Source organism: Microvirga sp. BF8 (assembly GCF_059888585.1).
This window is the reverse complement of sequence record NZ_CM187619.1, coordinates 2,581,805-2,604,178: the sequence shown is the minus strand read 5'-3', so window position 1 is coordinate 2,604,178 and position 22,374 is coordinate 2,581,805. Positions and strand designations below refer to the sequence as shown.

Here is a 22,374-nt window from a genome sequence, read left to right as displayed (position 1 = left end):
CATGGTCGAACGCTCCCCCCTTCTCACGGCTATCTGCCACCTGGTCCTGCTCGGCGGCATCGTGCTCGTATGCCTGCCGCTCTATTTCGCATTCATTGCGGGCTCGCTGACCATGCAGGAGGTTCAGCAGGTGCCGATGCCCTGGCTGCCCGGCGGTCATTTCTTCGAAAACCTGGCGACAGCCTGGAGCAAGGTGAATTTCGGCCGGCTGCTGGTGAACTCCTTCATCGTCGCCATCGGCATCACTGTCGGCAAGGTGGCGATTTCACTTCTGTCAGCCTTCGCCATCACCTATTTCCGCTTCCGCTTCCGGATGCTCGCGTTCTGGCTCATCTTTACGTCGCTGATGCTTCCCGTCGAGGTCCGCATCGTGCCGACCTATGAATCGGTTGCGAATGCGGCCCTGCCGATCCAGTGGATCGTCGATGCCCTCGATCTCTCCGCTCTCTGGGAGTGGATCACGGGCTACCGTGTCGAAATCGCCCTCGAATGGAACATGCTGAATACCTATCAGGGCCTGATCCTGCCGCTGATCGCCTCGGCTTCCGCGACCTTCCTGTTTCGCCAGTTCTTCCTTACCGTTCCCGAGGAATTGCTGGAGGCCGCCCGTCTCGACGGCGCCACCGCGATGCGCTTCTTCTGGACGATCCTTCTGCCCTTGTCGCGCTCCAACATCATCGCGCTCTCGATCATCCTGTTTCTCTACGGCTGGAACCAGTATCTCTGGCCACTCCTGTTCACGACCGACAAGGAGATGGCCACTGCGGTGATCGGCGTCAAAAACCTCATTCCCCGTTCCGACACCGAGCCGGCCTGGAACGTCGCCATGAGCGGCGCGCTCCTGACCATGCTGCCTCCGGTGCTCGTGATTCTCGTCATGCAACGCTGGTTCGTCCGTGGCCTCGTGGACAGCAGCAAGTAAGGTCGATCCCATGGTCATGATCATCGGTCATCGCGGCGCCCGGAATCTCTGGCCCGAGAACAGCCTCGAAGGCTTCCGCAATCTGGCGGGGCTTGGCGTCGAGGGCGTCGAGTTCGACATTCACCAGACGCGGGACGGGAAGCTCGTCGTGATCCATGACCCGACCCTGGAGCGCACGACCCGCGGCTCCGGCCCCGTCGGGGCAAAGAGCCTTGCGGAGTTGAAGGCGATTGGCCTGCGGGACAGTCGCGAGACCATCCCGAGCCTCGACGACGTCCTGGACACCCTTGGCAGGAGCGACCTTGAACTTCACATGGAGATCAAGACCGATGCTGTCGGCAATCCCTATGAAGGAGTCGAGGCCCGTATCCTGGACGTCATTCGACGACATGGGCTTCAGGACCGCTCGATCCTGACCTGCTTCGCGCCTGACGTACTGGAGCGGGTGAGGGGGCTGGATGAGACAATCGGCGTGCTCGCCTCCCTCGACCGGCGCTCCGCGGAGATGATGGGCGGTCTGGAACGCGCTATCACCCGCTTCACCGCCATTCCCGGCTGTATTCTCGCCGTGGAGAAGGCTCTCTTGATCCACACCATGGACCGGTTCCTTTCCGCCGTCGGTGCGGACCGTCTCGGTGCCTGGGTTCCCAATGATGAGGACGATCTGGCCTATTGGTTGGGCCAACCGATCCGTCGGATCACGACGGACCGGCCGGATCTTGCCCTCGAGATCCGGAAGCGCCAGGACGGGGCGGCGGCCTGACCCGGGCACTGTCCTCAGTCCCTGAAGACGATCGTCTTCGATCCATTCACGAGGACGCGTCCATCCAGGTGCCAGGCGATGGCGCGGGCGAGGACCCGGCGCTCGATGTCGCGGCCCTTCCGTATCAGGTCATCCGGCGTGTCGTGATGACTGATCCGCTCCACGTCCTGCTCGATGATCGGCCCCTCGTCGAGATCCGCCGTGACGTAGTGGGCCGTCGCACCGATAAGCTTCACGCCACGCTCATGCGCCTGATGGTAGGGCTTGGCGCCCTTGAAGCCCGGGAGGAAGGAATGATGGATATTGATGCAGCGGCCTGAGAGCTTTGCCGCGAGATCGTCCGACAGGACCTGCATGTAGCGGGCGAGGACGACGAGGTCGGCCTTGGTCGACTGCACCAGGTTCCATAGCGCAGCCTCCTGTTCCTTCTTCGTGTCCCGGGTGACCTTCAGATAGTGGAAGCCGATCCCCGAGAAATCGTGATGGGCGAAAGTCTCCCGCGGATGGTTGGACACGATCGCGGCGATGTCCATGGGCAACTCTCCGGTACGCCAGCGATAAAGCAGATCGGCCAGGCAGTGGTCGAACCTGGAGACGAGGAGCAGGACGCGCTGCTTGTCGCTACGACTCCTGATGGAGAAATCCATCCCGTGGACCAAGGCGATGGGGGCAAAATCGCGGATCAGAACCTCCAGCGGCTGCGGCTCCTGCATGAAGTCGAACACGACCCGCATGAAGAAGCGGTTGCTCTGCAGATCATCGTATTGCTGGGCTTCGAGAATGTTGCCGCCGATTTTGAAGAGATGGGTGGCCACGGACGCGACGATGCCCGGGCGGTTCGGACAGGACAGGGTCAGAATGAACTGTTCGGCAGACATCGCGCTTTCCAGATTGCAGGTGCCTCTCCATAGAGAAGTTTCGGGCGCGGGGGAATCCTCGCCCGATCGATGGAAGACCATGACCGCGTTCTGTGTCTAGAGGAGCGGGCGGAGGGTCTCGGTCGCCTCCAGGAGCGGCGGCAGGAATCGAGCCTTCATGTCCGCCGCCGGTACGCGGGCCGCCTGAGTGCTGATGTTCAGTGCGACTCGGACCGTTCCATTCGCCTGGAAGAGCGGCGCCGCGATCGAGCGTAGCCCGAGTTCGAGCTCCTCGTTGATGATCGCGCATCCCTCGCTGCGGACGGCTTCCAGCGCCGCGCGCAGCGCCTGCTTCTTCGTAATGGTCTTCGGCGTACGCGGCTCGAGCCGCACGCGCCTGAAATAGGCGTCCAGCACATCGTCCGGCTGGTAGGCCAGGATCGCGCGGCCGAGCGAGGTGCAATAGGCGGGGAGGCGCGTCCCGACGCCGAGGCTCACCGACATGATGCGCTGCGTCGCCGAGCGCGCGATATAGACGATATCGTCCCCGTCGAGGATCGCTGCCGAGCTGGATTCGCCGGTCTGCTCGGAAATCTTCTCCAGGAAGGGCTGAACTCGTGCCGAGAGGGACGTGGAGGCGAGATAGGCATAGCCGAGGCGCAGGATGCGGGGACTGAGGCTGAAATAGCGGCCGTCGAAATCGGCGTAGTTGAGCCGCGTCAACGTCTTCAGGTAGCGGCGGGCGGCGGCGCGCGTGATCCCTGTCAGTTTCGCCACATCGGTGAGAGTCAGGCGCGGTCGATGGGCATCGAAGGCCTCGATCACGGCCAACCCCTTCTCCAGGCTTGCAACGAAGTCGCGGTCCTCCGTCGCGCCGGTCTCTGCTTCGATCTTTCGCATGCAAACTCCGCAATCGCTCGATGCGATGGACTTTGGTAGCCTTGACACTGTCGAGGAAGTTGTACTTCATGTTCGATATGGCTTTCAATGTTCGCGATGCGCACAAATTATGAGACCATAGGCGAATGCGAGACCGCGGGTCCTGATCAACGAGGCCGATGCGGCTCCTGGGAGGAGTGTAAGGAATGTCTGGACGGAAGCTTCTCGGCGCTGCCCTCGGCGCGCTGCTCGCCAGCACGGTCGCCGCCTCGGCGGATACCGTCAAGGTGGGCATCATCGGCCCGTTCTCGGGGCCGTTCGCCCTGCAGGGCAAGAATTTCCAGGCCGGCGTCGAGGCCTACATGGCCCTCAATGGAAAATCGGTGAAGGGCCACGATGTCGAAGTGATCTATCGCGACCTTCCCGCCGCGAACCCGCAGCAGTCGCGCGCTCTCGCGCAGGAGCTGATCGTCAAGGACAAGGTGCAGTATCTCGGCGGCGTCTATTTCACGCCTGATGCCATGGCGATCACGCCGCTTCTCACCCAGGCCAATACGCCGCTTGTCATCTTCAACGCTGCCACCTCCGCCATCATGACTCAGTCGCCCCTGGTCGTGCGCACGTCGTTCACAACCGCTCAGACGACAACTCCGCTGGGCAAGATCGCCATCGATCGCGGTATCAAGAAAGTCATCACCGCGGTGAGTGACTACGGTCCGGGCGTCGATGCGGAAGTCGCCTTCAAGAAGGCTTTCGAGGCAGCCGGCGGGCAGGTGGTCGAGTCGGTCAGAATGCCGCTGAACACGAACGACTTCAGCCCGATCATGCAGCGTGTGCGCGATTCGAAGGCCGATGCGGTGTTCGCCTTCCTGCCGTCCGGGCCGACGACCCTGGGCTTCGTCAAGGCCTATAACGAGACCGGGCTCAAGCAGGCCGGCATCAAGTTCCTCGCCCCCGGCGATCTGACGCAGGAATCCGACCTGCCGGCGCTCGGGGACGCCGCGCTCGGCCTGCTTACGACGTTCCACTATGCCGTTTCCCACGATTCCCCCGAGAACAAGCGCTTCGTCGAGGCGGCCACGAAGGCTGTGGGCGGGGCCGAGCAGCTCTCATTCCCTGCGGTCGGCGCATTCGACGGCATGCACGTCATCTACAAGATGATCGAGGCGACGGATGGCAAGCAGGATGCGAAGAAGGCCGTCGACGCGGTCAAGGGACTTGCCTGGACCAGCCCGCGCGGCCCCGTGAGCATCGATTCGGAGACACGCCACATCACGGAGAACATTTATCTCCGCGAGGTCGCCAAGGACGCCAATGGCCATCTCTACAACAAGGAAATCCAGACCTTCCCGAACCAGAAGGATCCGGGACTCGCGGCTCCGTAGGAAGGACTGATCGAGCGGGCCGAAGGTGCAGCCCGGCGGGCTGCACCTTCGGCCCGCTCACTTCCACCGCTGATCGGAACGTCTTCATGCAGACCATTTTCAGCATCGCGATCGACGCCTTTGCCTATGGCATGGCGTTGTTCATCATCTGCATCGGCCTGTCCCTGACGATGGGCCTGATGCGGGTGGTCAATCTCGCCCATGGCGCCTTCGCGATGATCGCGGGCTACATCGCATCCTATGCGCAGCGGGAGCTCGGCACCGGCTATGCGGTCGCGATCCTGCTGTCCATTCTGGGGACGATCGCCATATCGATCCCGCTCGAGCGGTTTCTCTACCGCAAGATCTACGGCAGCCCGCAGCTGACACAGGTCCTGATGACCATCGGCATCACCTTCTGCGTGATCGGCATCACCAACTTCTTCTTCGGCCCGACCCTCAAGACCATACCGCTGCCGGCGAGCCTTTCAGAGCCCATCGATCTTGGCTTTCGTACCGTCGTCGCGCATCGGCTCTTCGTGATGGCCTGCGGCGTCGTCGTCGCAGCGGGGCTCTGGTTCCTCATCGAGAAGACCGCGTTCGGCATCAAGCTGCGAGCGACGGTCGACAATGCCGGCATGGCCGATGCGCTCGGGGTGCGCACACAGGTCGTCTACGCCATCAGCTTCGCCATCGCCATGGGCCTTGCCGCCTTCGGCGGTGTGGTCGGTGCGGAGTTCCTGCCGATCGAACCCTACTACGCACTGCGCTATATGGTGACGTTCCTGGTCGTGGTCTCCGTCGGCGGCGCGGGCTCCATTCCCGGTGCGCTGATCGCCTGCCTCGTGCTCGGCGCCATCGATACGACAGGACGTTACCTCATGCCGGATTTCGGGAACTTCTTCTTCTATGCCGCCGTCATCGCCATCGTCTGCGTCTTTCCGCGCGGATTTCTCGGAAGGGCTCAGTAGCGTGCAGGCGGTCGCCAGATCCCGACAGGTTGCAAGCGCTCCCACGACGCACTCTCCATGGCTGCGCGATGCGATTGGCGTGCTCGTCATCGTGGTGGCGGGGGGCGCCGGCTACTGGTTGTTCCCGGACAATCTCGCGCTGCTCACCCGCGTGATCTCGGTGGCGCTTCTCGCCCTGTCACTCGACCTGATCGTCGGCTATGGCGGTGTCGCTTCGCTCGGCCAGGCAGCGCTCTATGGCGCGGGTGCCTATGCGGCCGGCATGGCCTGCCTGCGCGGTGTCACGGAGCCGATGACGCTGATCATCATCGGGGCCGCAGCGGGAGCCGCCGCCGGGCTCGTCATGGGCACGATCATGCTTCGGGCCCATGGCCTCGCGCAGCTTGTCCTTTCCATTGCCATCGTGCAACTGGCCCATGAGGCGGCCAACAAGGCGTCCGCCTATACGGGCGGCAGCGACGGACTCGCCGGTTTCAGCCCGATGCCGCTTTTCGGCATCTTCGAGTTCGATCTCTGGGGTCGCACCGCCTATCTCTTCGGCCTCGCACTCCTGCTCGTCGTCTTCGTCTCCCTGAAATTCGTGGTGGCATCTCCGTTCGGAATGCTCTGCCGTGGCATCAAGGAGGATCCCGTGCGCATCCGGGCCATGGGAGCGTTCGTATTTCCCGTGCTGTTGAAGATGTTCGTCATCTCCGGCGCGGTCGCGGGAATGGGCGGGGCACTCGCCGCCATCTCGACCCAGGTGGTCGGTCTCGACAGCGTCAGCTTCGAGCTCTCCGCCAATTCGCTCGTCATGCTGGTGCTCGGCGGCCTTGGCAATCTCTATGGCGCCCTCATCGGCACCGTGATCTTCATGGGTTTCGAGCACATCGTCTCCGCGTTCAACCCTTTCCACTGGATGACCATGGTCGGTGCCCTGCTGATCGCGGTGGTGCTCGTGGCTCCGGGCGGTCTCGGCGGCCTGGTGGACAGCGTTCTGCCCGCGAGGCGCGGCAAGGGGGTGGGGCCATGAGCGAGGTCTTTCGCGTCGAGGGCCTGTCGAAATCCTTCGGCGGCCTAGCGGTGAGCCGCAACATCCATCTCGCCATGGCGGGCGGCGACCGGCTTGCGCTGATCGGTCCCAACGGCGCAGGCAAGACGACCTTCGTCAACCTGGTGACGGGCCAGCTCCGCCCGAGTGCGGGACGCGTCGTCCTCAACGGCGAGGATGTGACGCGCCTCGGTGCCGTCCGCCGGGTCCGCAAGGGGCTCGTGCGCACGTTCCAGGTCACGCGGCTGTTCTCCGACATGACGCCCGAGGAACACCTGACCCTCACTGTGCTCCAGCGGGAGGGCAGGGCATCCCGTATTCTCGGCCGCTTCCGCGGCGATGCGGACGTCTTGGCGGAGGTGGAAACCGTGCTCGGCACGCTCGGACTTCTGGATGTGGCACGGCGCAAGGTCGGAGAGATCGCCTATGGCCAGCAGCGACTCCTGGAGATTGCCATCGCCCTGGCGCTCAAGCCCAAGGTGCTGCTTCTCGACGAGCCGGCGGCGGGCGTGCCGTCGAGCGAAACGCCGCGGATTGAACAGGCCCTGGAGCATTTGCCTCCGAGCCTCGCCGTGCTCATGATCGAACACGACATGGATCTCGTGTTCCGCTTCGCCAAACGCGTCATCGTCCTGGCGGCGGGCGAGATCATCTTCGAGGGATTGCCCTCGGACGTCGCCGCGAATGAAAAGGTCCGCGAAGCCTATCTCGGAAACTATGCCCATGCCCGCAGAGTCGCTTGAAGTCCGCCATTTGAGCGCGGGCTACGGCCCGACATTGGTGTTGGAGGACATCTCCTTCTCCGTGCCGGCCGGCGCGCGCCTGTCGATTCTTGGTCGAAACGGCATGGGCAAGACGACGCTTCTGTCGAGCCTCATGGGCCTGACGAAACGCCATGGCGGAGAAATCCTGCTGGACGGCAAGGATGTCGCGGGACTGAAAAGTTGCGACCGCGCCATGAAGGGAATGGGGATTGTCCCGCAAACCCGCGACATCTTCCGCTCTCTGACGGTGGAGGAGAACCTGCTCGCGGGCTTGAAGAACCGCCCGCGCGCTGCCATCGAGGAAGCCTATGAGATGTTCCCACGCCTGAAGGAGCGACGGCGGAATCTTGGTTGGCAATTGTCCGGCGGCGAGCAGCAGATGCTCTCCACGGCCCGCACCATTCTCGGACGCCCGGCGGTCCTGCTTCTCGACGAACCTCTCGAAGGCCTGGCGCCGGTGATCTGCGACGAGCTGATGGCGGCCTTCGCCCGCCTCGCATCCGGCGGCGACATGACGATCCTCCTCGTGGAGCAGCGCATCGAGAGCGCCCTCGATTTCGCGGACAGCGTCATGATCCTCGAACGCGGCCGCATCGTCTGGCAGGGCACGAGCGCGGCACTGCGTGCCGACGAGGACCTTGTCGAGCACTATATCGGCGTCGGCTCTCTGCATTGAGGAATTCATTGAGGAATTCGATGGCATTCATGCGCGTCAACGGCATCGTCCTTCACCATCAGGTCCTGGGAAATCCCGACGGGCCGAGCCTCGTCTTCTGCAACTCGCTGGGGAGCGACTTCCGCATCTGGCAGGATGTGGTTCCCTCCTTCCTCGACCGGGTTCGTGTCGTCCTCTACGACAAGCGCGGGCACGGCCTCTCCGACGCGCCGACCGCGCCCTATTCCATCGACGACCACGCAAACGACATTCTGGCGCTGCTCGATCACCTCGGCATCGGGAGCGCCGCCCTCGTCGGCCTTTCCGTCGGCGGGATGATCGCACAGCGCATAGCGGTACGCGAGCCTGCCCGTGTCACGGCTCTGGTGCTTTGCTGCACCGCGGCGAAGATCGGCACGGCCGAGAGCTGGGCCGAGCGGATCGGCACGGTTGAAAAGCACGGCCTGGAGGCGATTGTCGAAAGCGTTCTGACGCGCTGGTTCACGCCGGCCTTTCGCGAAGAACGCGCCGACGAGTGTTCCGGATGGCGCAACATGCTCGTGCGGACCCCGCGCGAGGGATACGCGGGAACCTGCGCCGCGATCCGCGATGCGGACCTGACGCCGGATGCGGGACGCATCGCCGTTCCAACGCTCTGCATTGCCGGCGATCAGGACCTTTCGACACCCCCCGACGTGGTGCGCGGAACGGCTGAACTCATTCCGGGTGCCACGTTCCATGTCATCCAAGGGGCAGGGCATATCCCGTGCGTCGAGCGTCCCACACAACTGACGGCGCTGATCCAGAACCATTTCAAGGAGGCTGGTCTTGTCTGAGAGCGAACGTTTCAAGGCCGGAATGGCTGTACGCCGCGCGGTTCTCGGCGACGCCCATGTGGACAGGGCCACCGCGCAGATGACGGAGTTCGATGCGGACTTCCAGGCATTCATCACCGAAGGCGCCTGGGGAACGGTATGGTCGCGACCGGACTTCACGAAGCGCGAGCGCTCCATCGTCACCATCGCGCTGCTTGCGGCACTGGGTCAGGACGAGGAGGTGGCCATGCATGTGCGGGCGACCCGCAACACGGGCGCCACGAAGGAGGATATCCGCGAGGCATTGCTTCACGTGGCCGTCTATGCGGGCGTGCCGGCGGCCAATCACGCCTTCAAGATCGTCAAGAAGACCTTCGCGGAAATGGATCAGGCCCCGCAGCAGGGACAATGAGAGCGCCGCTCGAGGGAGAGCATGTCATGTCGGACCAGGGATCATTCTATCAGCGCGACCGAGGCTGGCATCCGCCCGCCTTGACGCCGCAGTACAAGACCTCGGTACTGCGTTCGCCGCAGTATCCGCTTCTGTCGCTCGAGAACACCGTCTCGGAGATGACAGGACCCGTCTTCGGGCATGGCGCGCTCGGGCCGCTCGACAACGACCTCATCCGCAACTACGCGAGGACCGGCGATCCCATCGGGCAGCGCATCATCGTCTATGGCCGCGTGCTGGACGAGAATGCCCGCCCGGTGCCGGGCGCGCTGCTCGAGTTCTGGCAGGCCAATGCGGGCGGGCGCTATCGCCATAGGAAGGAGACCTATCTCGCCGCCCTCGATCCGAACTTTGGCGGCTGCGGACGCGTGATCACGGATCAGGAAGGGCGATACTCGTTCCGGACCATCAAGCCCGGCGCCTATCCGTGGCCGAACGGCGTGAACGATTGGCGGCCGGCCCACATCCATTTCTCGGTATTCGGCCACGCCTTTGCCCAGCGGCTCATCACGCAGATGTATTTCGAGGGCGACCCGATGATCTGGCAATGCCCCATCGTGTCGACCATTCCCGACAAGGCGGCTATCGAGCAGCTGATCGCAGCGCTCGACCGGAACAATACCATCCACATGGATGCGCTGGCGTACAAGTTCGACATCGTCCTGCGGGGCCGGCGCTCGACTCTTTTCGAAAACCGGATGGAGGGGAACTGATGGTCCAGAAGCTCGGTCAACTGAAGGAATCGCCCTCGCAGACGGCAGGACCCTACGTCCATATCGGCACCACGCCGAACTGGGTCGAGATTACGGGCGTCTGGAAGGAGGATCTCGGCCTCGTGCTGGTCGGGCCCGAGACGAAGGGGGAGCGCATCGTCGTCAAGGGCCGGGTCTTCGACGGCAGCGGAACACCGCTGAAGGATGCCCTCATCGAGATCTGGCAGGCCGATGCGAACGGCCTTTACAACAGCCCGCAGGAGCGGCGCGGCCAGGCGGATCCGAACTTCGCCGGCTGGGGTCGCCAGGCGGTGGACGGCACAACGGGTGAATACCGCTTCGAAACCATCAAGCCCGGACGCGTGCCCTTCCGCGACGGTCGCCCGATGGCACCGCACATCACGTTCTGGATCGTCGCTCGCGGCATCAATACGGGTCTCCATACCCGGATGTATTTCGGCGACGAGGAAGCGGCGAATGCGGAGTGCCCGGTTCTGGCGCGTATCGAGCATAAGGTTCGTGTGCCGACCTTGATCGCCACGCGGACCGAGGAGGGCGGACTGCCGACCTACACCTTCGACATTCGTCTTCAGGGCGAGAAGGAAACCGTGTTCTTCGACATCTGACCGTTATCGAAAGCGTATCATGGCCAAGTTTCAAAGCCTCAGGGAGGCAGTTGCCGAAAACCTCCGCGATGGCGACACCGTCGCCTTCGAGGGGTTCACCCACCTCATCCCTCACGCCGCCGCCCATGAGGTCATCCGCCAAGGAATCAAGGACCTGACCCTGATCCGCATGACCCCGGACATCATCTACGACCAGATGATCGGCATGGGGCTCGCGAAGACGGTGATCTTCTCCTATGCCGGCAATCCCGGCGTCGGTCTGCTCCGGCGGATGCGCGACGCCATCGAGAACGCATGGCCCCGCGCCATCGAGACGGTGGAGCACAGCCATGCGGCCATGGCCAATGCCTACGAGGCGGGAGCCGCTGGCCTGCCCTGCGCCATCTTCCGAGGCTATCGCGGCGCCGGCCTCAAGGAGGTCAACCCGGCCATCAAGAGCATCATCTGCCCCTTCACGGGCGAGGAACTGGCTGCGGTGCCTGCACATCGGCCGGACGTGTCCTTCGTTCACGCCCAGAAAGCGAGCCGGCGCGGGGACATCCTCATCGAAGGCATCGTCGGCGTGCAGAAGGAGGCGGTGCTCGCGGCCAAGCGCGCCGTGGTGACCGTGGAGGAGATCGTGGACGATTTCGGGGATCTGCACCCGAACCTCTGCGTCCTGCCGCATTGGACCGTGGCCTCGGTGGTTCATGTCCCCGGCGGTGCGCACCCATCCTATACCCATGGCTACTACAGCCGCGACAATGCAGCGTATCTCGAATGGGACAGAATCTCGGCCGACCGCGACCTCTTCACCCAATGGATGAAGGCGAATGTACTCGATGTCGGGCCCGATGTGTTCGCATCCCGCGTGAAGGGACTCTGAGGAAATGACCATCTCCGCCTTCACCCCTAACGAGATGATGACCATTGCGGCGTCACGCGCGCTGTCCAACGACGATGTCTGCTTCGTCGGCATCGGCGCTCCGTCCGCAGCGTGCAACGTCGCACGACTGACCCATGCGCCCGACATCACCCTGATCTACGAAAGCGGCACCATCGGCACCGCGCCCGACGTGCTGCCGCTTTCCATCGGTGACGGTGAACTGTGCGAGACTGCGCTGACCACGGTCTCGGTACCCGAGATGTTCCGTTACTGGCTGCAGGGCGGGCGGATCTCCATAGGCTTCCTCGGCGCTGCGCAGCTCGATCGTTTCGGCAATATCAACACCACTGTCATCGGCGACTACCATCATCCCAAGGTGCGCCTGCCCGGTGGCGGCGGAGCACCCGAGATCGCCACCTCCTGCAGGCAGGTGTTCATCACGATGAAACAGGCGACCCGCGGAATGGTGGAGAAGATCGATTTCTACACCTCCTTCGGTCACGGCGAGGGCGGCGATCACCGCAAGCGCCTTGGCATCTCGACCGAGGGGCCGACCCTGCTCATCACCGATCTGGCCCTGTGGAAGCCAGACCCGGAGACGAAGGAATTCACGGTCGTCTCCATGCATCCCGGCGTGACGCGCGAGCATGTGCAGGAGACCTGCGGCTGGAAAGTGCGCTTCGCCGAAGCGATCGAGGAGACGCCGCCTCCGACCGACTTGGAACTCGCCACCCTGCGCGAACTCCAGGCCAGGACCGAGAAAGCTCACAGCGGCAAGAAGGGTGTTTAAGATGCGTGAGGCCTACATCTGCGCGTATGTGCGCACGCCGATTGGCCGCTATGGCGGCGCGCTGTCCGGCGTCCGGACCGACGATCTTGCGGCGGTGCCGCTGAAGGCTCTGCAGGAACGCCTTCCCAGCCTCGACTTCGCGGCGGTCGACGACGTCATCTACGGCTGCGCCAACCAGGCGGGCGAGGACAACCGCAACGTCGCCCGCATGGCGGTTCTCCTGGCGGGGCTGCCGGGCTCGATCCCCGGCACCACCCTGAACCGCCTGTGCGGCTCGGGCATGGACGCGGTCGTCACCGCCGCCCGCGCCATCAAGGCCGGCGAGGCCGAGCTGATGATCGCCGGCGGCGTCGAATCGATGTCGCGGGCCCCGTTCGTGATGCCGAAGGCCGACGCGGCCTTCTCGCGCCAGGCCGAGATCTACGACACCACCATCGGCTGGCGCTTCGTCAACCCGCTGATCCGGCAGCAATACGGCGTCGATTCCATGCCCGAGACCGGCGAGAACGTCGCCGAGGAGTACCGCGTCTCGCGCCAGGACCAGGATGCCTTCGCCCTGGGCTCGCAGCAGAAGGCCGCCGCCGCCCAGGCCAATGGGCGTCTCGCCCGGGAGATCGTGCCGGTCACGATCCCGCAGCGCAAGGGCGCCCCGGTCGTGGTCGACAGGGACGAGCATCCGCGCGGCGACACCACCCTGGAGCAGCTGGCAAGGCTGCCGACGCCGTTCCGCAAGGATGGAACCGTGACGGCCGGCAATGCGTCGGGGGTCAATGACGGCGCGGCCGCCCTGGTCGTGGCCTCGGAGGACGCCGTGCGGCGGTTCGGGCTCGAGCCCATCGCCCGTGTCGTCGCCGGGGCCAGTGCGGGGGTGGCGCCGCGCATCATGGGGATCGGACCGGCGCCGGCCACGAGCAAGCTCTGCGCCCGGCTTGGCCTCGCGCCGGCGGATTTCGACATCATCGAGCTCAACGAGGCCTTTGCCAGCCAGGGCATCGCGGTGTTGCGCGAGCTCGGCATTCCGGCGGATGCCGGGCACGTGAACCCGAATGGCGGGGCGATTGCGCTCGGGCATCCCCTCGGCATGTCGGGGGCGCGCATCACCGGCACGGCGGCGCTGGAGCTGAAGCTGACCGGCCGGAAGCGCGCCCTCGCCACCATGTGCATCGGCGTCGGTCAGGGAATCGCCATCGCCCTCGAGGCTGTCTAGGTTCAAATGGTCATGAGCGATCCACATTCCTCGTCCCTGCTTCAGTCCCTCGTCGGCGACGAGGAGGTCGGCGCGCTCTTTTCCAACGTGTCCGAGCTCGCCGCCATGCTGAAGGTGGAGTCCGCTCTCGCAGAGGCGGAGGCAGAGCTCGGCCTGATCGGAGAAGATGCTGCATTCCGGATCGTCGTGGCGTGCCGGGACTTCGAGCCGGACTGGAACGGGCTTGCGAAGGGAATGGCGAAGGACGGCGTGGTGGTGCCGGAACTCGTCAGGCAGCTGCGCCGCGCCGTGGGAGAACCCCACGACAAGGTCGTGCATCTGGGGGCAACAAGCCAGGATATCGCGGATACCGGCCTGATCCTTCGCCTCAAGGATCTCGCGGGATTGCTCGAACGCCGCATCGAATCCCTGGTGCAGGCTCTCGGCCGGTTGAAGGTCCGGGATGGCACCATTCCTCTGATGGCTCATACGCGCATGCAGCAGGCGCTGCCCTTTACGGTCGGCGACAAGGTCGCCACCTGGGTCCAGCCACTGGAGCGGCACGGAGAGGTCCTGCGTGAAATTCTGCCGCGCCTGCTCGCCATCCAGCTCGGCGGCCCCATCGGGACGCGAGGCGAGTTCAGGGGCCACGGCGATGCCGTCGCCGACGCGATGGCGGAGCGACTCGGTATCGGCTTCGCCCCCTCCTGGCACTCTCAGCGCGACCGGATCGGCGAGTTCGCCGCGTGGCTTTCGCTCCTGTCCGGGACCCTCGGAAAGATCGGGCAGGACATCGCGCTGATGGCGCAGAACGAGATCGGCGAGGTGCGCCTCGCCTCAGGTGGCGGATCCTCGGCCATGCCGCACAAATCCAACCCTGTCCAGGCTGAGGTGCTCGTGGCACTGGCCCGTTTCAATGCGGGGCTGGTGGGAACTCTTCACCAGGGCCTCGTCCACGAGAACGAACGCTCCGGCGCTGCCTGGACCCTGGAATGGCTGGTCCTGCCGCAGATGGCCGAGGCTGCCGGGGCAGGCCTTGCAAAAGCGCGCATGCTTGTCGAGGGGATGCGCTTTGTCGCTTCTCCTACGGCGAACGCCTGAGCGTTGCGGTCGGATCGCCGCTGGAGGGAAACGGAACATGCGCACCCAGGTCGTCATCATCGGTGCCGGGCCGGCGGGCCTGTTGCTCGGCAGCCTTCTCGAGAAAGAGGGCATCGAGACCATCATTCTCGAACGGCGCAGCCAGGACTACGTGCTCGGTCGCATCAGGGCCGGTGTGCTCGAACAGGGCAGCGTCGATCTGCTCGACAAGGCCGGTGCCGGCGCGAGGATGCACACGGAGGGCCTTGTGCACGATGGCGTCGAATTCTGCTTCGACGGCGACAGACATCGCTTCAATTTCCGTGACCTCATCGGCCGCACGGTCATGGTCTACGGCCAGACCGAGGTCACGCGGGACCTGATGCACCTGCGCGACGCATCCGGCGCCAGGACGATCTATGAAGCCGAGAATGTGTCTCTCCACGATTTCGATGGAGACAGGCCACGGGTCCGTTTCATCAAGGATGGCGCGGAGCAGGACATCGCTTGCGACTTCATCGCCGGATGCGACGGTTTTCACGGCGTTTCCCGTGCGAGCGTGCCGGCGGATGCCCTTCGGACCTATGAACGCGTCTATCCCTTCGGCTGGCTCGGCATTCTCGTCGACAGGCCGCCGGTTTCGGACGAGCTGATCTATGCACATCACGCGCGCGGTTTCGCCCTCTGCTCCATGCGCTCGCCGACGCGAAGCCGATACTATGTCCAGGTGCCGGCCGGGGAGAAGGTCGAATCCTGGTCTGACGACCGGTTCTGGGACGAGTTGCGGAGGCGCGTTGATGCCGAGACGGCGGACAAGCTGATCACTGGTCCATCCATCGAAAAGTCGATCGCCCCTCTGCGCAGCTTCGTGGCCGAGCCGCTCCGGTTCGGCCGTCTGTTTCTTGCAGGCGACGCGGCGCACATCGTTCCGCCGACGGGCGCGAAAGGCCTCAACCTTGCCCTCAATGACGTCGGCTGCCTCGCGGAGGCACTCGCCGAGTTCTACCGCGGGAATTCCGTGGCCGGAATCGATCATTATTCGAACCGCGTGCTGGGGCGGGTCTGGAAAGCCGAACGCTTTTCCTGGTGGATGACGTCGATCCTCCACACCTTCCCGGAAACGGACACGTTCGGGAGACGGATCCAGCGAGCGGAGTTCGACTATCTTGTCGGCTCGGAATCCGCATCCCGCTCGCTTGCGGAAAACTACACCGGCCTGCCGGCGTGAGGGGAGGGGCCGTTCGCGGCCTCCTTGTCATGCGGCCTTGTGGCGCTCCTGTTCCTGCCTGTAAAGCGCGGTCTCTTCCGAGAGGGCCCGGGCGATGCTCGGCCGTTTCTTCAGGCGCGTGTAGTAAGCCTGAATGGCCGGCCATTTCTTCAGGTCGACGGGCGTCGCAAGTTGCCAGTTGAGGACCGTCAGGAGATACGCATCCGCGACGCTGAACGCGTTGAGCAGAAATTCCCGTCCTTCCAGATAGTCGTTGAGATAGGCGAGGCGGGTATCGCCCTTTGCCAGAGTCCGCGACTTCACTTCTTCCGGCATGTTCGGATCGAAAAGGGGCACAAAGAGTGCCTTGTGCAATTCCGTGCCGATGAAGCACAGCCACTGGTGCAGGCGCGAGCGGGCCATGCCGTCGCGCGGAGCAAGCGCCGCGTCCGGGAACATGTCCGCGATGTACTGCAGGATGGCCGCATTCTCCGTGAGAACCTCGTCGTCGTCGGTGCGGATGACAGGCACGAGGCCGAGAGGGTTGATCGTGAGGAAGTCCTCGCCGTCGAGCGTGAACTTGCTGAGCGGATCGACTTCGCGAAAGCGCACTGCCGCATCGGCTTCGTAGAGTGCGATGCGCGAGGCCATCGAGCAAGCGAGAGGAGAGAAATAGAGATCCATGGCGGGGCTCGCAGGTTGAATTTTGTACCGATGCGAATAAATTATTCGAGGAATGACGATCGTCAAGGATTTATTTTCGAAATGGTACAAAAAGCGGGAGATGAGGAACGGAAGCGGCGTGGGCGCCCTCGCGCCTATGATCCGGAGACCGCGCTCCGCCGGGCGACCGAAGCCTTCTGGAATGCGGGCTATTCCGGCACATCGCTCGACGATATTGCCACGGCAACCGGCATGAACCGCCCGAGTCTCTATGCGGCTTTCGGGGACAAGCATGCCCTCTATGTGAAGGCGCTCAACCATTACTGGACCGTGGGCCTCACGGCGATGCGCGATGCACTCGCGAACAAGCGGCCCTTGGCGGAGGAACTGATGCGCGTCTATGAAGGCGCCCTGGCGATCTATTTCTCCGGAGAGGGGCGACCGCGCGGCTGCTTCGCGATTGGTACCGCCACAACGGAAGCTGTCCAGAACGCCGAGATCCGGTCTGCTTTCGCGAAGGGGCTCCAGGTTCTCGACAAGGTTTTCGAGGCGCGCATCCGGGCCGCGCAGGAGAAGGGCGAGATCAGCCGCGATGCCGATGCCGAGGCGCTTGCGATGGTTGCGTCCTCCACCCTGCATACCATCGCCATCCGAGCGCGGATGGGGACGTCGCGTACAGCGTTGCGCAAGTTGGCTCAGAAGGCGGTCGGCGTGATCTGCGGACAGCAAGCCGGCTCGCCGATGGATGTCTGATTTCCGACCGGACGCCTATGTCGGCCCAGCACTGCTATAGTTCTTGGAGAGATAGTCGATGATCGTCCTGGCGTCCTCATCGCCGATGGGGGCGCCGTATGTCTTGATCATCTTCGTCACTTCGGCTTCCCACATCTTCCGGTCCGGGAAGGGGGAGTTCATCTGAATGTAGTCAAGGCTGTGGCAGGCCGCGCAGTTGTTCATCAACGTGTCGTGGCCTGGCGCGTTCTTCAGTGCAATTGCCGCCTCATCGGCATGGGCAATGGAGGAAGCGAGAAAAGCCAAAACGGACAGGCAAAATTTCCACATGGCGGACCTCACACGACGACAATGCTGATATTGTGCGGCAGGTTGTGGTGATAGCCTGCCGGGTTCTGGATCAGCGTCGTGACCTGTGTCTGGCCGACGGCGTTCCTTGCTCGGGCCATCAGAATCATCTCGCCCGCGCGGTCGGGTGCCACCGTGGTGGACCATTGCCGGAAGGAATACCGGCCCGCGTCGGATCCCAACTGCGCCGGCGTCCAGGTGCGGCCGTGATCTGCGGAAAGCTCCACCGACGCGATGCCGTAACCTCCGTCCCAGGCCACGCCCTTGACCGTCAGGGCTCGCCCCTTCTGGACCCGTTCACCCGCCGCAGGCGCCGTGATGACGGAATTGACGACCATCTCGGTGATGGGTGTATTGGCTGCGGTCTCCTGGCTGAGAAAGCGCTGGACGAGCGGAAATTTACCGACCGGGATTCGATAGGCGCCCTTCATCCAGAAATTGTCTTCCGGCGTGGTCCGCGCCTTGATTGCGGTGACGTGTTTCATCCAGTAGGTTGCCGTCCACCCCGGGACGACGATACGCGCAGGAGCGCCATTGAAATGGGGCAGCGGCTGCCCGTTCATTTCGTACGCCACGAGAGTGTCCGGATCGAGCGCCTTCCAGAGCGGAATGCTTTTCACGAAGTCGGGCGTCTGCTCCAGAGGCGGCCCATCGGCGCCTTCGAAAGCAATTTCCAGCGTTTCCTTGGAGAGACCCGCCCGGTCGAGGACATCCTTCAACCGGGCACCCTTCCAGCGCGCATTGCCCATGGCGCCATAGCCCCATTCGACGCCGGGAACATGCGGCTGGAACAGGCCACGCCGGTTGCCCGAGCACTGGCAGACCGCTGCGATCTCGATGGCCGGGAAATCGCTCTTGAGAGAGTCGAATGTGAGTTCAAAGGGCTTGGAGGCGCCATCGCCGCCCACGGTCAGGCGCCATTTCGCGGGGTCGACCTCGGGAATGTCCGACAAATGATACCGGACAAAGAACGCATCGTTCGGCGTGAAGAGGTCATTGAAATAATGCAGGGGCGTCTCGTAGTTCGGCGGCCTGTAACTCAGCTTGATCAGCGGCACTTTGCCGGGCAGCGCTTCAAGAACCGCAGTCGACTGCAAACCGGCAGGAAGCTGCGGATCGAGGGTCAGGCCCTCGGCGGCCTTCACGGCCCGCATCAGGGAGGGACAGGCCAATGCGGCACCTCCCGATCCGATCAGGAACGTCCGACGCGTGACCATGGCCGCATCTCCGTATCGCTCAAGTCGTTCACTCACGTTACAACAAATTGCGCGTTCGCGCCAATCGCGCCGCGACAGGATCGGCCAGGACACCATTCGAGCCTGCCGTTCTGCGGTCGGGGCGTTGCTGGTCTTCCCTGAAAACGGTTTACGCTGGCCATGCGATGACGCAGCATGGCCGGCAACGATTCCGGGTGTGGCTCCAGGAGAACGGACATTTGAACGCGCGATCATTTTCACAGTCTGGCGATACCGGAAGAGCGGCGGATCCGGCGGATTGGACGGCAACCGAGATGCTGGAGGCCTATGCCCGGAAAACGACATCCCCCGTCGAGGTCGTCAGGGCAGTGATTGCGCGCATCGAGACCTATGAGCCGAAGCTCCAGGCTCTCTACGCGTATGATCCGGATGCGGCGCTGAGGGATGCAAAAGCCTCCGAGGAGCGCTGGATGCGGGGCGAGGCCAGGCCTCTGGACGGCATACCCGGAACGATCAAGGAGAACATTGCCACGCGCGGCACGCCTGTTCCTCTCGGAACGGCCGCGCGGGATCTGGTCCCAGCGGGCGAGGATGCGCCGCCCGCCGCGCGCCTGCGGGAGGATGGGGTCGTGATCCTCGCCAAGACCACGATGCCGGATTACGGCATGCTGTCGTCCGGCCTCTCCAGCTTCCATCCCCTGGCGCGAAACCCTTGGGACCTGTCGAAGAACCCGGGCGGGAGTTCCGCCGGCGCAGCCGCGGCGGCGGCGGCGGGATATGGTCCGTTCCATGTGGGCACCGACATCGGCGGATCGATCCGCCTTCCGGCAGGGTGGTGCGGCATTTTCGGCCTGAAGCCGAGCTTCGGCCGGATCCCCATCGATCCGACCTATTACGGCCGCGTGGCAGGCCCGATGACACGCACGGTCCAGGACGCGGCGCTCATGATGAGGAGCCTCGTACGCCCGGATGTGCGCGACGGCATGAGCCTGCCGTATCAGGAATTGCCCTGGCTCGATCTCGACATCGACATCAGGGGCCTGCGGATCGGCGTCATGATGGAAGCGGGAGTGGGCATCGCTCTCGACCCGGAGGTGCACGCCTGCATCGACGCCGCCGTGGAGATTTTCGCAGAGGCGGGTGCGATCATTTCGGAGATTCCCGCCTTCGTGACGCGCGACATGCTGGACGGTCTCGACGACTTCTGGCGCCAGCGAGCCTGGATGGATATCGGTGCGCTGAACGACGAGCAGCGCGCCCGCGTCCTGCCTTACATTCTCGCCTGGGCCGAAGGCGGGAAGTCTCTGACCGGAGCGGAGGTCTATTCCGGCATGAACCAGATGCTGGTCATGCGCAGTGCCGCGATTGCCGCGACCAAGGATGTCGATTTCGTCCTGTCGCCCGTTGCGCCGGTCGTCGCCTATCAGGCGGAACTCGCATCCCCGGTGCACGATCCGGAAGAGCCTTTCGAACATATCGGCTACACGGTCGCCTTCAACATGTCGGATCAGCCCGCGGCATCGATCAATGCGGGCTTCACCGCGGCCGGTCTGCCCATCGGCCTGCAGATCATCGGCCGCCGCTTCGACGATATCGGCGTGATGCGTCTCAGCGCAGCGTGGGAGCGGATCCGAGGCGAGCAGCGAGCCTGGCCGGTAATCTAGGGAATTTGTCTCGAGAGTGCGACGATGAAAGGCGGGAGAAGCGAATGAAACGTGAAAAGGGTGAGTTGCCCGAGCCGCTCGACTCGGATGAGCGCCGGAGGATCGCACCTGTCATCTGCTATCCCGTCGACAGTCTGGCTCCGCCCGATCTTGCGGCGTACCGCGCGGCCCGGGAGGGCTGGCGGAAGGTGGACGAGGTGGTCGTGCCGCCACGCGATGCAAGATGCTTCGAAGTTCCCGCGGGCAGCTTTTTCCGCATCGTGTCCGTGGAGGGGCCCCAGGTCGGGGACTTGAATCTCTGGGCCGCCAGCGATCTCAATGAGCGCTTCTTCTCCGGAAAGACGCGGGCCCTGCACGGCACGCATCTTTCCACAGGAGACCGACTCTGGTCATCCCTGCCTTATCTGCGCCCTATGGCGACGATCACGCAGGATACCCTCGACTGGTATGGGTTCGATGAATGGGGCGGTTCCGTGCACGATGTGATCGGCACACGGTGCGATCCCTACACGCACCGGCTCCTGTCCGGACACGACTACCATTATTGCTGCCACTCGAACCTGACACGGGCCCTCGCGCGGCGTCTCGACCGTCCTCGCGAAGCGGTCGAGCCCGCGGTGCACGATGTGCTCAATGTCTTCATGTGCACCGGCTTCACGCGCGACACGGGGCAGTATTTCATGAAGGCAAGTCCGGTCAGGCCAGGCGACTTCCTCGAGTTCTTTGCGGAGATTGATCTTCTCGGCGCGTTGTCGGCCTGCCCCGGCGGCGATTGCAGCACCAAGCATTCCAGTGACGAGGCGGCCTGCCACCCGCTGCTCGTGGAGATTTACAGGCCGAGGGCCGCGCCGATGGGTTGGACGTCACCCGCACGCAATGCCTATGGCGGAGGGCATGGGGACTGAGCGTCTCCGCAGATGGCTGGGGCAGGCGGACCCGGCCGTCCGTATCCAGGCCTAGGGTTTCGACGAAGGCGCAGCGGCGGTTGCGTCGGCTCGCGGCGCCGTCGACCCGGTCGTTTCATCGGGCGAAGCCTTGCGGATCTGATTCACGAATTCGGTGAGACTTCCCGAACTGTCCTGTTCGAAGGCGAGCTTTGACAGCATGTTGCTGTCGAAAGGCTCCTCCTGGATCGAGCCGTCGGACATGATGATGGTCTTGATCCCGGATTCGATATCGAAGGACACCGATTTCACCATTGGCTTGGAGCCAGCCTGCCGTGCGGCAGCTTCATCGGTAGGTTCGGTCGTGGTGACATTCGCCGGCGCCTGCTGGCGCTGATCGAGGGCCGTGTCCTTGCCCTTGTCCTTCTTGTCGCGTCCGTCTTCCGCCGTTCGCGCCTGATCCTCTTCCGGCTCGCGAGCCTGGGCATCCTTTCTGGATGCGGAAGCTCGCTCCTGCTTTCTGGCTGTCTCGGCAGCGTCCTCCTCGGCGAGAACCTGTTCCAGGTGCGCTTTCGCCTGCGCCGCCTCGTTCTGCGCCTGGGAGCCGAAAACGGACACGAGCGGCGTCGATGCTTTTTCCGCCTCGGCCTTCGCCCGCGCCGCATCCGCCGCGTTGGCGGCCTCGATGCGCTTGCGCGCCGCGGCGACCTGCTTTGGATCGTTGGTATCGTACGTGAAGCGCTTGCCGTTGATCTCGTAAGACACCTTGCGGGCCTCAGCGCCGCCGCTCATCAGCTGCAGGGCCAGAACCGTCGCTCCAAGGCTCATCCAGATTTTCTTGTTCATCGCCACCGGGTCCCTTCGATGGGTAAAACTCTGTTAATGATTATGGCCAGGGTATGACGTAACGGGATTGGGGCCCGCGCAAGGCATTGATGATGAAAGGTTA

At 63.9% G+C, this 22,374-nt stretch carries 25 protein-coding genes; 19 read left to right on the top strand and 6 right to left on the bottom strand.

Features of this window, described 5'->3' with window-relative positions:
• The first annotated feature begins 1 nt into the window (after position 1).
• The gene (locus AC522E_RS12365) at positions 2–922 is read left to right on the top strand and encodes an ABC transporter permease subunit (protein WP_500746567.1); all 921 of its coding nucleotides are present in this window, start codon (positions 2–4) and stop codon (positions 920–922) included.
• A 10-nt stretch (positions 923–932) separates the two neighbouring features.
• Positions 933–1,685 (top strand): glycerophosphodiester phosphodiesterase family protein, encoded by a 753-nt coding sequence (locus tag AC522E_RS12360; RefSeq protein WP_500746566.1) that lies wholly within the window; start codon positions 933–935, stop codon positions 1,683–1,685.
• Between the two features lie 14 nt (positions 1,686–1,699).
• On the opposite strand, the gene purU is transcribed toward AC522E_RS12360, so the two are convergent.
• Both purU and AC522E_RS12350 read right to left on the bottom strand, forming a co-directional pair.
• Positions 1,700–2,563 (bottom strand): formyltetrahydrofolate deformylase, encoded by an 864-nt coding sequence (gene purU, locus AC522E_RS12355; RefSeq protein WP_500746565.1) that lies wholly within the window; start codon positions 2,561–2,563, stop codon positions 1,700–1,702.
• Between the two features lie 96 nt (positions 2,564–2,659).
• Positions 2,660–3,442, bottom strand: a complete 783-nt coding sequence (locus tag AC522E_RS12350) for an IclR family transcriptional regulator (protein WP_500746564.1) — start codon at positions 3,440–3,442, stop codon at positions 2,660–2,662.
• Between the two features lie 185 nt (positions 3,443–3,627).
• Here AC522E_RS12350 and AC522E_RS12345 point away from each other — a divergent pair, with 185 nt between their 5' ends.
• The 14 genes from AC522E_RS12345 (at position 3,628) to pobA (ending at position 15,959) form a co-directional block, all read left to right on the top strand.
• Positions 3,628–4,806: an ABC transporter substrate-binding protein gene (locus AC522E_RS12345; RefSeq protein WP_500746563.1), complete on the top strand. Its 1,179-nt coding sequence runs from the start codon at positions 3,628–3,630 to the stop codon at positions 4,804–4,806.
• Positions 4,807–4,892: 86 nt separating this feature from the next.
• The gene (locus tag AC522E_RS12340) at positions 4,893–5,756 is read left to right on the top strand and encodes a branched-chain amino acid ABC transporter permease (protein WP_500746562.1); all 864 of its coding nucleotides are present in this window, start codon (positions 4,893–4,895) and stop codon (positions 5,754–5,756) included.
• Positions 5,695–6,768: a branched-chain amino acid ABC transporter permease gene (locus AC522E_RS12335; protein ID WP_500746561.1), complete on the top strand. Its 1,074-nt coding sequence runs from the start codon at positions 5,695–5,697 to the stop codon at positions 6,766–6,768. The genes AC522E_RS12340 and AC522E_RS12335 overlap by 62 nt, the downstream gene beginning before the upstream one ends.
• The gene (locus AC522E_RS12330) at positions 6,765–7,529 is read left to right on the top strand and encodes an ABC transporter ATP-binding protein (RefSeq protein ID WP_500746560.1); all 765 of its coding nucleotides are present in this window, start codon (positions 6,765–6,767) and stop codon (positions 7,527–7,529) included. Before AC522E_RS12335 ends, AC522E_RS12330 begins: the two co-directional genes overlap by 4 nt.
• The gene (locus AC522E_RS12325; RefSeq protein ID WP_500746559.1) at positions 7,510–8,226 is read left to right on the top strand and encodes an ABC transporter ATP-binding protein; all 717 of its coding nucleotides are present in this window, start codon (positions 7,510–7,512) and stop codon (positions 8,224–8,226) included. Before AC522E_RS12330 ends, AC522E_RS12325 begins: the two co-directional genes overlap by 20 nt.
• Positions 8,227–8,246: 20 nt before the next feature.
• The gene (gene pcaD, locus AC522E_RS12320; protein ID WP_500746558.1) at positions 8,247–9,041 is read left to right on the top strand and encodes a 3-oxoadipate enol-lactonase; all 795 of its coding nucleotides are present in this window, start codon (positions 8,247–8,249) and stop codon (positions 9,039–9,041) included.
• Positions 9,042–9,063: 22 nt separating this feature from the next.
• The gene (gene pcaC, locus AC522E_RS12315) at positions 9,064–9,432 is read left to right on the top strand and encodes a 4-carboxymuconolactone decarboxylase (protein WP_500750670.1); all 369 of its coding nucleotides are present in this window, start codon (positions 9,064–9,066) and stop codon (positions 9,430–9,432) included.
• A gap of 26 nt (positions 9,433–9,458) precedes the next feature.
• On the top strand, positions 9,459–10,184 hold the full coding sequence (pcaH, locus tag AC522E_RS12310) for a protocatechuate 3,4-dioxygenase subunit beta (protein ID WP_500746557.1): 726 nt from the start codon (positions 9,459–9,461) through the stop codon (positions 10,182–10,184).
• Entirely contained in the window at positions 10,184–10,810 is a 627-nt protein-coding gene (gene pcaG, locus AC522E_RS12305; protein ID WP_500746556.1) for a protocatechuate 3,4-dioxygenase subunit alpha, read from the top strand. Before pcaH ends, pcaG begins: the two co-directional genes overlap by 1 nt.
• A gap of 19 nt (positions 10,811–10,829) precedes the next feature.
• Complete coding sequence (locus AC522E_RS12300) at positions 10,830–11,675, top strand: CoA transferase subunit A (protein ID WP_500746555.1); 846 nt, start codon at positions 10,830–10,832, stop codon at positions 11,673–11,675.
• A 4-nt stretch (positions 11,676–11,679) separates the two neighbouring features.
• Entirely contained in the window at positions 11,680–12,465 is a 786-nt protein-coding gene (locus AC522E_RS12295; protein ID WP_500746554.1) for a CoA-transferase subunit beta, read from the top strand.
• A 1-nt stretch (position 12,466) separates the two neighbouring features.
• Complete coding sequence (gene pcaF, locus AC522E_RS12290; protein WP_500746553.1) at positions 12,467–13,672, top strand: 3-oxoadipyl-CoA thiolase; 1,206 nt, start codon at positions 12,467–12,469, stop codon at positions 13,670–13,672.
• A 12-nt stretch (positions 13,673–13,684) separates the two neighbouring features.
• The gene (locus AC522E_RS12285; protein ID WP_500746552.1) at positions 13,685–14,752 is read left to right on the top strand and encodes a 3-carboxy-cis,cis-muconate cycloisomerase; all 1,068 of its coding nucleotides are present in this window, start codon (positions 13,685–13,687) and stop codon (positions 14,750–14,752) included.
• Between the two features lie 37 nt (positions 14,753–14,789).
• Positions 14,790–15,959, top strand: coding sequence for a 4-hydroxybenzoate 3-monooxygenase (pobA, locus tag AC522E_RS12280; RefSeq protein WP_500746551.1), 1,170 nt, complete (start codon positions 14,790–14,792; stop codon positions 15,957–15,959).
• Between the two features lie 27 nt (positions 15,960–15,986).
• On the opposite strand, the gene AC522E_RS12275 is transcribed toward pobA, so the two are convergent.
• Positions 15,987–16,622 (bottom strand): glutathione S-transferase N-terminal domain-containing protein, encoded by a 636-nt coding sequence (locus AC522E_RS12275; RefSeq protein ID WP_500746550.1) that lies wholly within the window; start codon positions 16,620–16,622, stop codon positions 15,987–15,989.
• Between the two features lie 81 nt (positions 16,623–16,703).
• Here AC522E_RS12275 and AC522E_RS12270 point away from each other — a divergent pair, with 81 nt between their 5' ends.
• Complete coding sequence (locus tag AC522E_RS12270; RefSeq protein ID WP_500746549.1) at positions 16,704–17,354, top strand: TetR/AcrR family transcriptional regulator; 651 nt, start codon at positions 16,704–16,706, stop codon at positions 17,352–17,354.
• Positions 17,355–17,369: 15 nt separating this feature from the next.
• Here the strand turns inward: AC522E_RS12270 and AC522E_RS12265 are convergent, their stop codons facing one another.
• Both AC522E_RS12265 and AC522E_RS12260 read right to left on the bottom strand, forming a co-directional pair.
• The gene (locus AC522E_RS12265; protein WP_500746548.1) at positions 17,370–17,663 is read right to left on the bottom strand and encodes a cytochrome c; all 294 of its coding nucleotides are present in this window, start codon (positions 17,661–17,663) and stop codon (positions 17,370–17,372) included.
• A gap of 8 nt (positions 17,664–17,671) precedes the next feature.
• Complete coding sequence (locus AC522E_RS12260) at positions 17,672–18,898, bottom strand: molybdopterin-dependent oxidoreductase (RefSeq protein ID WP_500746547.1); 1,227 nt, start codon at positions 18,896–18,898, stop codon at positions 17,672–17,674.
• 218 nt (positions 18,899–19,116) lie between these two features.
• Between AC522E_RS12260 and AC522E_RS12255 the strand changes: the two genes are divergently transcribed.
• Positions 19,117–20,541, top strand: coding sequence for an amidase (locus tag AC522E_RS12255; protein WP_500746546.1), 1,425 nt, complete (start codon positions 19,117–19,119; stop codon positions 20,539–20,541).
• A 44-nt stretch (positions 20,542–20,585) separates the two neighbouring features.
• Positions 20,586–21,446, top strand: coding sequence for an urea carboxylase-associated family protein (locus AC522E_RS12250; protein ID WP_500746545.1), 861 nt, complete (start codon positions 20,586–20,588; stop codon positions 21,444–21,446).
• 51 nt (positions 21,447–21,497) lie between these two features.
• Here the strand turns inward: AC522E_RS12250 and AC522E_RS12245 are convergent, their stop codons facing one another.
• On the bottom strand, positions 21,498–22,271 hold the full coding sequence (locus tag AC522E_RS12245; protein WP_500746544.1) for a hypothetical protein: 774 nt from the start codon (positions 22,269–22,271) through the stop codon (positions 21,498–21,500).
• Positions 22,272–22,374 lie beyond the last annotated feature (103 nt).

Excerpts from the sequence above, each read along its gene's own strand:
- AC522E_RS12330 (WP_500746560.1), top strand. The coding sequence starts at position 6,765 with ATGAGCGAGGTCTTTCGCGTCGAGGGCCTGTCGAAATCCTTCGGCGGC.
- AC522E_RS12260 (WP_500746547.1), bottom strand. The coding sequence starts at position 18,898 with ATGGTCACGCGTCGGACGTTCCTGATCGGATCGGGAGGTGCCGCATTG.
- AC522E_RS12360 (WP_500746566.1), top strand. The coding sequence starts at position 933 with ATGGTCATGATCATCGGTCATCGCGGCGCCCGGAATCTCTGGCCCGAG.
- AC522E_RS12270 (WP_500746549.1), top strand. The coding sequence starts at position 16,704 with ATGGTACAAAAAGCGGGAGATGAGGAACGGAAGCGGCGTGGGCGCCCT.
- AC522E_RS12250 (WP_500746545.1), top strand. The coding sequence starts at position 20,586 with ATGAAACGTGAAAAGGGTGAGTTGCCCGAGCCGCTCGACTCGGATGAG.
- AC522E_RS12335 (WP_500746561.1), top strand. The coding sequence starts at position 5,695 with ATGCCGCCGTCATCGCCATCGTCTGCGTCTTTCCGCGCGGATTTCTCG.
- AC522E_RS12340 (WP_500746562.1), top strand. The coding sequence starts at position 4,893 with ATGCAGACCATTTTCAGCATCGCGATCGACGCCTTTGCCTATGGCATG.
- AC522E_RS12275 (WP_500746550.1), bottom strand. The coding sequence starts at position 16,622 with ATGGATCTCTATTTCTCTCCTCTCGCTTGCTCGATGGCCTCGCGCATC.
- pcaC (WP_500750670.1), top strand. The coding sequence starts at position 9,064 with ATGGCTGTACGCCGCGCGGTTCTCGGCGACGCCCATGTGGACAGGGCC.
- pobA (WP_500746551.1), top strand. The coding sequence starts at position 14,790 with ATGCGCACCCAGGTCGTCATCATCGGTGCCGGGCCGGCGGGCCTGTTG.
- AC522E_RS12285 (WP_500746552.1), top strand. The coding sequence starts at position 13,685 with ATGAGCGATCCACATTCCTCGTCCCTGCTTCAGTCCCTCGTCGGCGAC.
- AC522E_RS12300 (WP_500746555.1), top strand. The coding sequence starts at position 10,830 with ATGGCCAAGTTTCAAAGCCTCAGGGAGGCAGTTGCCGAAAACCTCCGC.
- AC522E_RS12295 (WP_500746554.1), top strand. The coding sequence starts at position 11,680 with ATGACCATCTCCGCCTTCACCCCTAACGAGATGATGACCATTGCGGCG.
- AC522E_RS12350 (WP_500746564.1), bottom strand. The coding sequence starts at position 3,442 with ATGCGAAAGATCGAAGCAGAGACCGGCGCGACGGAGGACCGCGACTTC.
- purU (WP_500746565.1), bottom strand. The coding sequence starts at position 2,563 with ATGTCTGCCGAACAGTTCATTCTGACCCTGTCCTGTCCGAACCGCCCG.
- AC522E_RS12265 (WP_500746548.1), bottom strand. The coding sequence starts at position 17,663 with ATGTGGAAATTTTGCCTGTCCGTTTTGGCTTTTCTCGCTTCCTCCATT.
- pcaD (WP_500746558.1), top strand. The coding sequence starts at position 8,247 with ATGGCATTCATGCGCGTCAACGGCATCGTCCTTCACCATCAGGTCCTG.
- AC522E_RS12365 (WP_500746567.1), top strand. The coding sequence starts at position 2 with ATGGTCGAACGCTCCCCCCTTCTCACGGCTATCTGCCACCTGGTCCTG.
- AC522E_RS12345 (WP_500746563.1), top strand. The coding sequence starts at position 3,628 with ATGTCTGGACGGAAGCTTCTCGGCGCTGCCCTCGGCGCGCTGCTCGCC.
- pcaG (WP_500746556.1), top strand. The coding sequence starts at position 10,184 with ATGGTCCAGAAGCTCGGTCAACTGAAGGAATCGCCCTCGCAGACGGCA.
- pcaF (WP_500746553.1), top strand. The coding sequence starts at position 12,467 with ATGCGTGAGGCCTACATCTGCGCGTATGTGCGCACGCCGATTGGCCGC.
- pcaH (WP_500746557.1), top strand. The coding sequence starts at position 9,459 with ATGTCGGACCAGGGATCATTCTATCAGCGCGACCGAGGCTGGCATCCG.
- AC522E_RS12325 (WP_500746559.1), top strand. The coding sequence starts at position 7,510 with ATGCCCGCAGAGTCGCTTGAAGTCCGCCATTTGAGCGCGGGCTACGGC.
- AC522E_RS12245 (WP_500746544.1), bottom strand. The coding sequence starts at position 22,271 with ATGAACAAGAAAATCTGGATGAGCCTTGGAGCGACGGTTCTGGCCCTG.